Below are 12,015 nucleotides of genomic sequence, written 5' to 3' on the forward strand. Positions count from 1 at the left end.
CACCGTGTCACTGCGCTTCCACTGGTTCTTGCCTACTTACGGTGATTCCCGGAATCTGATGGCGGGTGGGCACGGCAGCTCGATGTCCGGTGATCGTCCGGCGACGCTGAAATACCTCAATCAGATCGGCGCGGCCGCCGAGACGAACGGCTTCGAAGCCGTCCTCACGCCCACCGGCGCGTGGTGCGAAGACGCATGGCTGACGACGGCGATGATGCTCGAGACCACCGAGACACTCAAGTTTCTGGTTGCTCTGCGCCCGGGATTGCTCAGCCCCACGCTTGCCGCTCAGATGGCCGCAACCTTCCAATGGCAGTCGGGCGGTCGTCTGCTGCTCAACGTCGTGACCGGCGGGGAGGACCACGAGCAGCGCACGTTCGGTGACTTCCTCGACAAGAACCAACGGTACGCACGATGCGGCGAGTTCCTCGACGTGATCCGCCAGTTGTGGTCCGGTAACGGTCCGGTTGATTTCTCCGGCGAGTACGTCAACGTGGAAAAAGCTACGCTGCAGCGTATTCCGGATCCGGTACCGCCCATCTTCTTCGGCGGATCCTCGCCGGCGGCCGGCACCGTCGCATCGCGCTACGCGGATACCTACCTCACCTGGGGTGAGACGCCGTCCGCTGTTGCCGCCAAGATCGCCTGGATCCGCGACCTCGCGGAAGTCCAAGGTCGTCACCTCGACTACGGAATCCGTTTGCACGTCATCAGCCGGGACACCTCGGAACAGGCATGGGCAGAAGCGGATCGGCTGCTCAGTGCGCTCGATCCGGCGACCGTCGAGCAGGCTCAGGCGAGTCTTGCGCGATCCGGCTCCGAAGGTCAGCGTCGGATGCTCGAATTGCACGGCGGTGGTTCGGCTTACAAGGAGGGCGTCGGAGCGAGGTCGCTGGAGATTGCGCCGAACCTGTGGACCGGCGTCGGATTGGTGCGAGGGGGAGCAGGTACCGCATTGGTCGGTTCGCACCAAGAAGTGGCTGATCGGATTGCCGAGTACGCGGCGATCGGACTGGATCACTTCGTATTGTCGGGCTATCCGCATCTCGAAGAGGCGTATCAGTTCGGTGAGGGTGTGCGTCCGATCCTCGAAAAGCGTGGATTGGTAGCACCGCACGGTTCGGTCGGCGGACCGGTGCGAACGCCCTTCGTCTCCAGTGGGAACTGAGTCGAAAAGCTAGCTCTTCGAGAAGGGGACGTTTGTCCCGATCTTTCGGGCATGCCCTCCCGGCGGGGCAATTGGGCCATTTCGGGCGCTAGATCCGATCTAGGCTGCGCACTGTTGCCGAACTCAAGGCGCAGTACGAAAGGATCCTCGATGAAGCTGGGCACGAGTGGAGTACGTCGCGTAGTGGGAACCGTGGCAGTCGCCGCTGCAACCGCGGCAGGCGTCGCGATGGTCAATCCTGCGACTGCGTCGGCCGAGGTGGTCCCGCCGGTCGTCTCGTACAAGGTGACCGGAAACGATCTGGCACTGACGATCACGAACAACAACACGGGCATTGCCCCGTTGTGCCAGGCGTTTGTCGTCAACGCCGCGGATTCTGCTGCTGTGCTTGATGATCCGCTGAAACTGCTCGATCCGAACCTTGTGGTTTACCCCAAGATCACCGACCCGTCCTCATTGTTCGCCGTCGGTAAGGGGCAGACGGTCACCAACACCGTGACCGATGTTCCGGACGGAACCTACGCCGTGCTCGGTGCCTGCTCCGATCTTCTCGATCTGGAGACGTTGGGTAAGCCCGTTCCTGGCGTGCCGAGCCTCGTTGTCATCGGTGGACCGTTCAGCGGCATCAATACCGGGAGCCTGAGCGACCTGTTCGGTAGCGGCAGCCTCGAAGGACTTTTCGGGTAGCTCGCTGCTTGTCTCCCCAATTTTCCGACTGAGCGGTCTATTCTTCATGCATCTGGTGATCTGACCGACTTGCCTGGAGGTTCGGAAATGCGAAGTCGTGGATTCAAACGCGCTCTCGGAAGCATTGTCGCGGCGTCCGCCGCCGTCGTGGGACTGGTTGTCATGACTCCGGCGACGGCGTCGGCAGCACCAGCGATTCTTCCGCCTCCGGTATCGGTGAGCGCAGCGGACAATGCGATCACCTTCACCATCACCAACCCGAACCCGCGGTTCAGCTTCATCAACTGCACGGTGGCGATCCTCAATGCCAGGGATGTCCCCGACGTGATTCGCGATCCGGCAAAGCTGCTCCAGCCTGGCGTGTTGGTGTACCCGACCGTCAGTAACATCCTCGATCTGTTTGCCGTTTCGCCTGGGCAGACGATCACGCGGACCGTCGGTAATCTGCCGGCCGGGGTTTACGCCGTTGCGGGAGCATGCGTTCGACTGCTCGATCCGACCAACCCCACTATCGCGATTCCGCAGGCAGTTGTGGTCGGCGGCTGGTTCGAGGGCGCGGGAACCGGAAGTCTCTCAGGATCTTTGGAGGATCTGGGATACAACACGGTTCAGGACTTGATCGACGCGTGGAATCGGATCAGCTCGGGAAGCAGCGGCGGTAGCTTTCAGTTCGAGTACCAAGGTGGCTCGGATTTCGAGGTAGTGGGTCCCACGTCGTAGTAGGTGCAACTCACTTGCGTGCACGATGACGCCGCACCGCGTCGCGGTTCGCGCACGTGGGGGAGCAGTACCGCTGATTGCCGTTGCGGGAGGTGTCCGCGTAGATGTTGGTGCACTCGTCCAGGGTGCATCGACCTAATCGGTGCATGCCGCGGCCGACGAGGTGTAGCGCCGTGCCTACCGAGAAGAGTGCCTTGAGGACCTCGGCGAGCGACTGTTGGGGATCGCGGTAGTGCAGATGCCAGCCGTCGTTCGCGTGGTTGGTCATGCGCGGATACGCCGACGCTTGCTCGAGCATGACGTTCACCAGTTCGGCGCGGGCTGCCTCCTCCGTGACGTCGACGATTTTCGACCACTCGATCAGAAGGTCGAGGGTCTCGTCGAGGTCCTTCTCGGCGATGGGGAAATCGAGAATGATGCCTGCATCGACGCAGCGTTCGACGAGTTCGGCCAGGGTCTCGGGGTTTCGATTGGCCAGGTCGGCGGCCAGCGTCACCGCATATTCGCCGTAAGGGTTGAGATGCACAATGCCATTACATCATGCTCGTTGCATGAAGAAAACAGAGATCACGCCGATCGGTTGCATCCATCGCTGGGAGGTCGAATCCCGGCACCGAACCAGCGAGGGGACGGTCACCTACCTGCGCTGCCATTGCGGGTCGTGGCAGACCTTGCTCGCCGAGTGGATGTCGGGTGGGGCAGCCTCGGCCGTCGCCGCACCGATAAAGGTCAGGTCCAGGTAATGATCAGCTAATCGTTCCGTTTTACCTCCGGCGACATGGAACGTGTTCTAGATTCAGGGTTATCTGCCTCGATGTCGCGGCGCGGACTCTGAAAGGAAAGACAATGCAGTTCAATCTTGCTGACATATTCGAGACCGTTGCCGGCTCAGTCCCTGATCGCGTTGCATTGACTTACGAGGGAGAGAACTTCTCCTACTCTCAGTTGGATGCGGAGGCTAACCGAACGGCCAACCTGTTCGCGCAAGCTGGCATCTCGAGCGGCGATCATGTAGCCCTGTTCCTGAAGAACAGCGTCGAACATGTCACGTCGATCCTCGGGTTGATCAAGATCCGTGCGGTCCCGATCAACGTGAACTACCGGTACACACCCGCGGAACTCGAGTACATCTTCACCAACTCCGACTCGGTCGCAGTGGTCGTGGAACTCCCCGAGCATCAGCGTGTCCTTGCTTCCCTCTTCGGTGCATGCCCGAAGGTGAAGACGGTGATCGTGATCGGCGAGATCGACGCCGAACTGGTCGCCGCAGCAAAAGCGCATGAAGTTTCTGTGGTTTCGTTCGACGACGCTCGTGAACAGTCGCCGGTGGGGGAGTTCGACGCTCGTTCTGGCGACGACGTGTACCTCCTCTACACCGGCGGGACCACCGGATACCCGAAGGGCGTCATGTGGCGTCATGACGACTTCTTCCGTAAGCCGCTCTCCGGCGGCAATCCGTACGGTGAGGGAGCGCGGCAGGACCTCGCCGAGATTGCCAGTGCTGCAAAGGAATTTCCGGAACTTTCGTTCCTCATTGCTGCCCCGCTGATGCATGGCGCCGCGTTGTACTCGCTGTTCACCTTCCTCACCCTCGGTGCGCGAGTTGTTCTACGACGCGAGTTCGACGCGGAGAAGGTCGTCGAAGCGATCGAGAAGGATTCGGTACAGGTGATCTTGATCGTCGGCGACGGCATGGGACTGCCGTTGGTCGACGAGATGGAACGACGCAAAGACGAGGTCGATTTCAGCACCCTGTTCTCGATCACCTCGGGTGGCGCGATCTGGTCCACCAGCGTGCGGGATCGCATGCTGGCGGTGAAGCCGGACCTGCTGCTGCGGGACAACTTCGGAGCCTCCGAGTCCGGTAACGACGGCGCCTTCTCCATCGACGAGGCGGGCAATCTGCGAATGCCGCCCTCGCCGAACATGATTCTGGTCGACGAGCGCCTCGAAGAGATTCCAGCGGGCTCCGACGACGTGGGCTACATCGCGCGCATCGGAAACGTCCCGCTCGGGTACTACAAGGACGAAGAGAAGACCGCCCGCACGTTCCCGACCCGCGCCGACGGCACCCGCCTTTCGGTGCTCGGCGACATGGGCAAGGTGGAAGCAGACGGCACCATTGTCTTCCTGGGGCGTGGCTCGCAGTGCATCAACACCGGTGGCGAGAAGGTCTTCGCCGAAGAGGTCGAGGCTGCCCTTCACGCACATCCGGCGATCTCCGACGCGCTCGTTGTCCCAGCCCCCGATGCGCGCATGGGGCAGCAGGTCGCAGCGGTGATCGCGACCTACCCCGGATCCGACGAGCTGACTCTCGAAGCGGTACAGGAACATTGCCGCAAGACGTTGGCCGGATACAAGGTGCCGCGCACGATCGTGCTTGTCGATGAAGTCAAGCGAACCCCCGCCGGTAAGGCGGACTACCGCTGGGCGACGACACTGGCATCGACCTAGCAACGTGGAATGGGCGACGGCGATCTTTCACACGGATTTCACCACGACATAAGAGACATACCGGAAAGATGGTGCAGAGTAAGTCGTTCGCGCCTTGCGTCGTCACTCCACGAAAGGGCCTTGTCTCATGCTCATCATCGGAATACTCCTGTTCGGGATCGTCATCGGAGCGGGAGCCCAGCTGATTCTGGGGAAAACGACCGCACGAGTGGACTGGACCTTCGCGTTCATCGCGGGAATCGGTGGTTCGCTGGTCGGCGGATTGCTCGTGAGTTTGATTGCAGGCGACGGATTATCATTGCGCCCGAGCGGCATCCTCGGGTCCCTTGCCGGCGCTGTCATCATCACCGCGGGGTGGCAGTGGTACCGCGGGAGGAACGCAACTACAACTACGCGTCCGTCTGATCGCTGATTTCCACAGTTCCGTCAGGGGACGGAGAGCGTCGACATATGAACGAACTACTCGATGAAGTCCTCACCGCACATGGCGGAGTCGAACATTGGCAGTCCGTTTCAGCGATCACGGCACGGGGACGTTTGGGCGGTCTGCTGCCCCAGCGCTTCCCAGGCAACAAGCTGGCGAAGTTCACGGTCGAGGTTGAAGTCGCCGAGCAACGCACTGTCCTCCAAGACTTTCCGCGTGTCGGCGAGTGCGCTGTGTTCGACAAGGGCGTCGTGCGGATCGAAACTCGTGACGGCGAAGAACTCGGGAGTCGAACCGACCCACGTTCAACGTTTTTCGGGTTGAGTGGAGTCCGGCGCAACCTCCACTGGGACGCACTCGACACCGCTTACTTCGCTGGCTACGCCTTTTGGAACTATCTGACGGCACCGCTGCTGCTCGCCCGCGACGACATCACTGTCACCGAAGCCGAACCTTGGCAGGAATCCGGGCAGCAATGGCGACGACTTCAGGCAACGTTCGCGCCGGCGATCGATACCCATTGCCGGCAGCAGACCTTCTATGTCGACAACGGTGGCCTCATCCGCCGTCACGACTTCGTCGCCGAACCCGTAGGTAAGTTGGCTAAAGCCGCACTCTACTGTGACCATCACCGTCAGTTCGACGGCCTCACGTTTCCCACTCGACGACGTGTGCTCCCGAGAGGGCCAGGCGGCCGCGTTCTCTCGCGCCCGACGCTCCTGGCGCTCGACTTCGACGACATCGAGATCAAGCGATGAAGATCAGTTCTCGGTTACCTGTTGTCGAGTGTGAACAAACGGAACACGGTCCGCATGCACAGAACGACGCCGACGAAGCCCAGTACAGCACTCACGAGTGCGTAGGCCGACAGCTGAGGTGTGAGTTGTGGTCCGCCAGGTACGAACAGCAGGATCGCTGCGACAATCAGCGCGGTCACTCCCGCCGCCATACCCAGGGCGTTGTTCGCCGACCGTCGTAGCCATCGCCTGTCGTCGGGGTGTGCGACCGAGCGAGTGCGAAGTGTGAAGCTTCCCGATGCGATCGAGGTCGCGATCTGGTCGAGCTGACCAGGCAGGCGCCTGACCACCGCGGTTGTGACCGCCGTCGTCGACAGGATTGCCTGCGCGGCTGCAGTCGGGCTGGCGACCTGGGTCAACAGTCGGGGTACTTCGGCCCGAACAGCAGCGACGAGGTCGATCTGCGGATCCAGGAGCCGGAGGGCGCGCTCCAAAGACGCGAGCGAACGGAAAGCGGCGGCGACGTCTCCCGGCACTCCGATTCGGTGTTCTCGAAGCACGGTGAACATTCTCGCGAACGATGCCATGGAAACATTGGGTTGGACACTGAGTAGGGTGATCTCTCGGCCCACCTGGTGACGTAGTGCTCCGCGATCCACTTCGGGCGGTACGTCGAATGCCATCAGCATCGCGTCGACTGTCGCCACCGGATCACCTGCGAGGGCAGCGTTGAGGAGCACGGCGAACAAGATCCGTGTCTCGCCGTCCAGAACCCCTACTGCGCCGAAGTCGAGGAGCCCGACCCGGCCGTCATCGAGGATCATGATGTTGCCGGGGTGCAGGTCCGCGTGAAACACCCCGTGGACAAAGATCCCGTCGAGCAACGACGCAAGAAGTTCGTTGGCGACGCTGCTGCGGGTGTCGCGGTCGAGGCCGATGAGCGCGGCCTCACCGTCGGAGAGCGGTGTGCCGTGAAGACGTTCCATCACGAGCACCCGTCCGCTACTGAGGTTGGGGTAGATATGCGGAACGACGATATCCGGGCGGTTCGACATGGTGGAAGCAATCGCGCCGGTGTTCGCTGCTTCGGTGCGGTAGTCGAGTTCCTCGAGCAGTGACGTGACGAGGCCCCCGGCGAGTCGATGAACTCCGATATCGCGTGCCCAGGGAAAACGGGTCTCCGCGAGCGCCGAAACGCGAAGGAAGATATCGCAATCCACGCTCACTTGTGCGCTCGCCTCGGGGCGTTGAACCTTCACCACAACGTCGACGCCTTCAACGGTGCGCGCGGAATGTACCTGTGCGACAGAGGCGGCGGCGAACGGCTCCACATCGAACGACGCGAACACCGACTCTGGTGCGTCGCCGAGTTCCGATGCCAGTAGCTCCGCGATACGGTCGGGATCAGCCGGGCGTGCCGAACTTTGCAGAGAAGAGAGGGTGTGAGCCAACTCGGGTGGTATGAGGTCGTCTCGCGTGCCGAGGATCTGTCCCAACTTGACGAAAGTGACACCGCACCGGTTGATTACTTCCACCAGTGCGTCCCCGAACTGAGGCGCTGACGGCCCAGCACGGAGAGCTGACCCGCCTCCCGCTCGCACGACGATGCCCGTGATCTGGACGTACCGCTTCGTTCGGCGCCACGATTTTCGGCTGCGCCGCAATGCTTCCGACGGACCTGGTAGGGATCCTGTAGGAACGACGACTTCGAGGAAAACCAATGCGGCCAGGCATGCTGCGAACACCCATAGCGCGACAACTCCGAAGAAGATGAGTGCTGTTCCCACGCTCACCAGAAGTTGATCGTCCTGGCTGGCAATTCCTGCGAATGTCGCGGCGTAGCCCGTGAGGGGGACACCCACCGAGAGCGCTATCACCGCGACCACAAGTGTTCGTGGCCAACCGACCCTCGTCCCCAGCGTTCGTCGCATCACGCCCGCAAGCGATGCTGCAAGAAATGGCGTCGTGACGATCCAGACCATCAAGTCCATTGCGATAGCGTACGGGTTTGCAATCCGCGATTCATCCAGGAAAACCCTGAGCCCACCCCGACTGACGGGTAACAAGTTCGACAATGACCAAACGTCGAACATGCTCGGGCACTTCGGAGTTCATTCGCCTTGACGTCGACTCGTCCTGATCGAACGTCCAAAAAGAAGATAGTGACACCGCAGCAAAGAAACAATCACAGCGCACGGTGCGCTCAACCCTCGATCGCAGTGGATTATCGTCGAGGAGTTGCGCGATCGGCGGCCCTGAAATCGAACCAGTCGGGCGACCGTTGCGGTACACGATGCGGTTTCGCTGGTACCGTCGATGTCATGACTCTGCAGAAAGGCGCATGAGCGCCCACCTCCGGCGTAGGTTCCTGCGCCCTCGATATGTCTTCTTCGCCGCTGCTCACCTGTGGGTGGTCGACGAGCATCAACCCGTTGCGGCACTGATTGATCCGCACACAGAATCGTTGGCGGGGTTGGTGGCGTGGACCGATCTTCCTCCCGTACCACCGGGATCCATCCCAACGCAGATCGCGGCCGACGAATCCGTTCGATCCAGCAGCGTGACTACCCGGGGCTAATATTGAAAGCTCGCCTCAATCTTTACAACGAGCAAGGCATCCGATTCGACACCCTGCGGTATCCGAGGTTAAGAGTCAGACACCGACAGCATGTGCGATGAACCTCTGAGCGGAGTTCTTTCGTGCACTCGCCTGCATCGTGATCAGTCGTCACTCCCGGCCACGAGCATCGTTGTGGACCAGAATTCGGGTGGGATCTGCACGCCGGTGTAGTTCGCTGCCAACGCAAAGGACGCTTCGATTGGATGGAGTTTCCCGCCCCGCGACGGACCTTCGCTTTCTGGGGCGCGTCGGCCTCTTCACCCGCGGTTGCCAAGCCTTCGGTATCGTGTTGCAGAGTCGCGCGAACTGCCGCGGCCTCGCTAACTATGATCGCTTTCGTCGTCGGAGAGCAGGCTTCGATCCGTACGATGATAAATTCGGATTCGTTTCGCCCGAGCGAGACCGGTCACATTGACTGAGGCTGGACACACTCCTGTTTTGCAGTTGTGAACTTACTCCCTGTCCGTCACGCCCAGGGAAACATTCGAATCTGCTCTTTGAAGAATCCAGCACGGAACAATGAATGCATTCGATTTGATCGAATGCATCCATTCCGTCCCTTCGCGTCATCTACGCTGCGATTTCAGCATGGACATGAAAAAGCGGCATGCCCATGCAACTTACTTAGGTTTGCTATGTTTGAGTACCAATCCGTTTCCATGATCGCTGCGCAATCGCGATTCAACGCAGTTATGAAGCTGTCGAACAGGCTTGCGGCCGTTACCGTTTTCACGTCGTAAACCTTAACTAAAACCCGGGCAAGCGCGCGAAAAAAATCATGGTCACCCACCAAGTATTCGACACCGACTCCTATAGTTGATTTTTCTTCGCGGATCATTCTCGATAATTCACTCTCGGGTGTGCTGGTGTTTGATCGGGCTAGTGCGATCGATGCGATCCGCTCAATCGATGGGGATATTGGGGGAATTTCCCCGAAAGGGAAATCGCTCAACTTTAAATCAAGCTCGTACCGTTCGTTAACTATCCTTAAAGGTGCGACGGCGGCAGCTAACGATAAAGACTGATTCATCACGGCGTGTGTTGCGATGGGATTTCCGGTTCTCCTAACGGTGCTTCTTACCTTTGTTTGTATTAAACTGTCTAGGAGTCTTGTGCTTTTTAATGCGATATCCATAAAGATGTCATGCGTATTCGAAACAAGTACATTGGACGGATAAATTTTCCCGGGAAATAGAAACTGATCATAATCCGAATCTACTAAAAAAGTTACGCCGGATATAGATTCTTCTTCGGCAAGTGTGGCTGCACCGAGCGACTTACCCTTCCCGTTTCCCTGTATGATGTAGAGTTTCTCATTGCTATGATTCTTTATTACGAAATGATCATCTTCGCCTTCGGTGACGAGGATTAGGGATTCAATTTCTGGCCTCACCAAGGTGATTGTGTTGAAGAGTGTGTGGTGGTTCAGGGACTCTCTCACGCGAACGATGCTTTCTCGGGGCCGAGGCGTACAGCATGACTCCATGCGTCATTGATAATTTGCGGGGAGTGGGTAGCCACGATGAATCGGAAGCCGGCTAGCTCTGCGACACGTTGAACGTCGGGAATAAAGGCAAGTTGCCAAACAACGTGTAATGATATTTCGGGTTCGTCAATCAAGACAAGCGCACCTTCAGGGACATTGAAAAGTAGATCAAATATTAGTATTATCTCATGTTGCTCGCCGGATGAAAGAGAATTGAGATCGATTGCTCTCCCGGTTGTTTCGTGTCTGACTGTTAGTCCTTCGCCGGCAGTTACTTGCAGTCGCTTATTTAAGAGCCGAGAGTTGACAATATCTTCCAGTAGTTCGATTTTTCGAAGTAGTTTAACGAAGGGTGCAAGCTTTTTATCGGCATCATCGAGATATAAGCTCAGGAGGCGCAACTCCCATTCATCGAGGTCTCTGGTAGGGAGTGAGAGTTCGTCTTCAAGCGCCACTGATGCCACGCGGCCCAGGCGGCTACGAAACCCGTTTTGCTCGTCGAATCGAATTCTAATGTCGTCAGCGTGAACTGTTTCGCTTGTCGGTGCGGCTAGAACCTTATTTGGGAAGGTTCTGTCTAGTTGTTGAGTAATTCTGGAATGCTCAGTCTGAGCTCGGTTAACTAGAGCCTTCATGGTGGAGGAATGTTCTGAGATCTTAGTATCGTGCTGTTTGCGTCGAACTCCCGGCCGGATATTTGCTGCTACTCTCCTGCTAGCTCCTATATATTGTTCTATCCTGAGGCGTTGAGTTTCAATCAGATAGCTGAAGCTATTTTCTCGGAATCTTTCAATCCATTCGGGTACATCTTCCCTATCTCGGAAATCGGGGAATCTTCGTTCAAGTTCCGTCAGTGATACGAGTTCCTGGTCGACTCGGTCTTCCCAAATTTCTGGCGATGAAGAAAGTGGACGGTATGTGGTATTTTCTATTAGTTGCGCCTCGAAATTATCGCCACTATAGAGCCAGGAGTCTTTCTCTGAATCTTCAAAGTGTAGTTCGAATCGGATCTTCCTCTTCTGTCCATTTTCAACAAATGCGTCAAATTCAGAATCCCCCTCCTCGTCGTGTGTGTCCGTAATTGCTGTAATGCTGTGTCCATCGGAAAAGGATAGGGTTGCGGTACCGAAAGGCAATAGGGACAATGTCGCGGCATTCACGCGCGAGAGTGCGTGAATTATTTCCAAAAATTTGGTCTTGCCAACGCCGTTTGGACCATAAATTATGACGAAGTCGGAGTTTTCCTCAAAATCTATGTGGTGAACGTACTCGCCGAGCACCTGTTCGGCATGAGCGCTGGTTAACCTGAATGGTGTGTGGGTCACCGGGCAACTATCGCAGATTGGGCCCCGTTTTGGGTACTAACGAGTCTACCTGCGCTCCATACAGTCCTCGGGATGTTTGCCGCGATCGAGTACCGCAGCCGTTGCTGTTAACTAAGCTCATGTGACCAGGTGACATGGTGCGATGCCTCAATTGAGCAGGTGTTGGTTGAGGGGCAGGCAATTGGGGTTCCCGGAGTTCGGAGCTGGAGCCGTCACCGCTCAGCACACCATGATGATTGGTGGACGAGGGCCCAGTTTGCGCAGGCTCCCCCTGGGGGGAGGAGGTCTTCGATCGGGTCTCCGGAGTAACGAGCTCGTCGATCAAAGTGAGCGTCTGGTGCGGAAGACATATCATTTCGAAAGTTATCACCACTATGGGCGCCTCATCTGTACG

General features: G+C 58.3%; 12 protein-coding genes. 8 read left to right on the top strand and 4 right to left on the bottom strand.

Features of this window, described 5'->3' with window-relative positions; translation table 11 throughout:
* The first annotated feature begins 4 nt into the window (after window positions 1-4).
* From H351_RS06585 to H351_RS06595, 3 genes are all read left to right on the top strand, one after another.
* A complete protein-coding gene (locus H351_RS06585; RefSeq protein WP_003940457.1) occupies window positions 5-1,168 on the top strand; it encodes an LLM class flavin-dependent oxidoreductase in 1,164 nt (387 codons plus the stop codon).
* Between the two features lie 150 nt (window positions 1,169-1,318).
* The gene (locus H351_RS06590) at window positions 1,319-1,855 is read left to right on the top strand and encodes a hypothetical protein (protein ID WP_007729952.1); all 537 of its coding nucleotides are present in this window, start codon (window positions 1,319-1,321) and stop codon (window positions 1,853-1,855) included.
* An 87-nt stretch (window positions 1,856-1,942) separates the two neighbouring features.
* Window positions 1,943-2,575, top strand: a complete 633-nt coding sequence (locus tag H351_RS06595; RefSeq protein ID WP_003940176.1) for a hypothetical protein — start codon at window positions 1,943-1,945, stop codon at window positions 2,573-2,575.
* A 10-nt stretch (window positions 2,576-2,585) separates the two neighbouring features.
* Here H351_RS06595 and H351_RS06600 read toward each other — a convergent pair whose 3' ends face one another.
* Window positions 2,586-3,101, bottom strand: a complete 516-nt coding sequence (locus H351_RS06600) for a CGNR zinc finger domain-containing protein (RefSeq protein ID WP_003940315.1) — start codon at window positions 3,099-3,101, stop codon at window positions 2,586-2,588.
* 25 nt (window positions 3,102-3,126) lie between these two features.
* On the opposite strand from H351_RS06600, the gene H351_RS31875 reads away from it, so the two are divergent.
* The 4 genes from H351_RS31875 (at window position 3,127) to H351_RS06615 (ending at window position 6,211) form a co-directional block, all read left to right on the top strand.
* Window positions 3,127-3,318, top strand: a complete 192-nt coding sequence (locus tag H351_RS31875; RefSeq protein WP_021331840.1) for a hypothetical protein — start codon at window positions 3,127-3,129, stop codon at window positions 3,316-3,318.
* Between the two features lie 103 nt (window positions 3,319-3,421).
* A complete protein-coding gene (locus tag H351_RS06605; protein WP_029256389.1) occupies window positions 3,422-5,029 on the top strand; it encodes an AMP-binding protein in 1,608 nt (535 codons plus the stop codon).
* 127 nt (window positions 5,030-5,156) lie between these two features.
* Entirely contained in the window at window positions 5,157-5,441 is a 285-nt protein-coding gene (locus H351_RS06610; protein ID WP_003939785.1) for a hypothetical protein, read from the top strand.
* Window positions 5,442-5,479: 38 nt separating this feature from the next.
* Entirely contained in the window at window positions 5,480-6,211 is a 732-nt protein-coding gene (locus H351_RS06615) for a hypothetical protein (protein ID WP_019745548.1), read from the top strand.
* Window positions 6,212-6,225: 14 nt separating this feature from the next.
* Here H351_RS06615 and H351_RS06620 read toward each other — a convergent pair whose 3' ends face one another.
* A complete protein-coding gene (locus H351_RS06620) occupies window positions 6,226-8,181 on the bottom strand; it encodes an ABC1 kinase family protein (RefSeq protein ID WP_244891453.1) in 1,956 nt (651 codons plus the stop codon).
* A 350-nt stretch (window positions 8,182-8,531) separates the two neighbouring features.
* Here H351_RS06620 and H351_RS06625 point away from each other — a divergent pair, with 350 nt between their 5' ends.
* The gene (locus tag H351_RS06625; protein WP_059016325.1) at window positions 8,532-8,768 is read left to right on the top strand and encodes a hypothetical protein; all 237 of its coding nucleotides are present in this window, start codon (window positions 8,532-8,534) and stop codon (window positions 8,766-8,768) included.
* Window positions 8,769-9,393: 625 nt separating this feature from the next.
* Here the strand turns inward: H351_RS06625 and H351_RS06630 are convergent.
* Window positions 9,394-10,251 (bottom strand): hypothetical protein, encoded by an 858-nt coding sequence (locus H351_RS06630; RefSeq protein WP_029256387.1) that lies wholly within the window; start codon window positions 10,249-10,251, stop codon window positions 9,394-9,396.
* Window positions 10,248-11,621 carry an AAA family ATPase gene (locus H351_RS06635; protein WP_158510637.1) on the bottom strand — a complete coding sequence of 458 codons (1,374 nt, stop codon included), beginning with the start codon at window positions 11,619-11,621 and terminating at the stop codon, window positions 10,248-10,250. Before H351_RS06635 ends, H351_RS06630 begins: the two co-directional genes overlap by 4 nt.
* Window positions 11,622-12,015: the final 394 nt, after the last annotated feature.

This window comes from Rhodococcus erythropolis R138, assembly GCF_000696675.2.
In the GTDB taxonomy this organism is placed as follows: domain Bacteria; phylum Actinomycetota; class Actinomycetes; order Mycobacteriales; family Mycobacteriaceae; genus Rhodococcus_F; species Rhodococcus_F erythropolis.

What these genes read in the sequence shown, in the direction of transcription:
- H351_RS06605 (WP_029256389.1), top strand. Translation starts at nt 3,422, where the DNA reads ATGCAGTTCAATCTTGCTGACATATTCGAGACCGTTGCCGGCTCAGTC.
- H351_RS06625 (WP_059016325.1), top strand. Translation starts at nt 8,532, where the DNA reads ATGAGCGCCCACCTCCGGCGTAGGTTCCTGCGCCCTCGATATGTCTTC.
- H351_RS06615 (WP_019745548.1), top strand. Translation starts at nt 5,480, where the DNA reads ATGAACGAACTACTCGATGAAGTCCTCACCGCACATGGCGGAGTCGAA.
- H351_RS06620 (WP_244891453.1), bottom strand. Translation starts at nt 8,181, where the DNA reads ATGGACTTGATGGTCTGGATCGTCACGACGCCATTTCTTGCAGCATCG.
- H351_RS06610 (WP_003939785.1), top strand. Translation starts at nt 5,157, where the DNA reads ATGCTCATCATCGGAATACTCCTGTTCGGGATCGTCATCGGAGCGGGA.
- H351_RS06595 (WP_003940176.1), top strand. Translation starts at nt 1,943, where the DNA reads ATGCGAAGTCGTGGATTCAAACGCGCTCTCGGAAGCATTGTCGCGGCG.
- H351_RS31875 (WP_021331840.1), top strand. Translation starts at nt 3,127, where the DNA reads ATGAAGAAAACAGAGATCACGCCGATCGGTTGCATCCATCGCTGGGAG.
- H351_RS06590 (WP_007729952.1), top strand. Translation starts at nt 1,319, where the DNA reads ATGAAGCTGGGCACGAGTGGAGTACGTCGCGTAGTGGGAACCGTGGCA.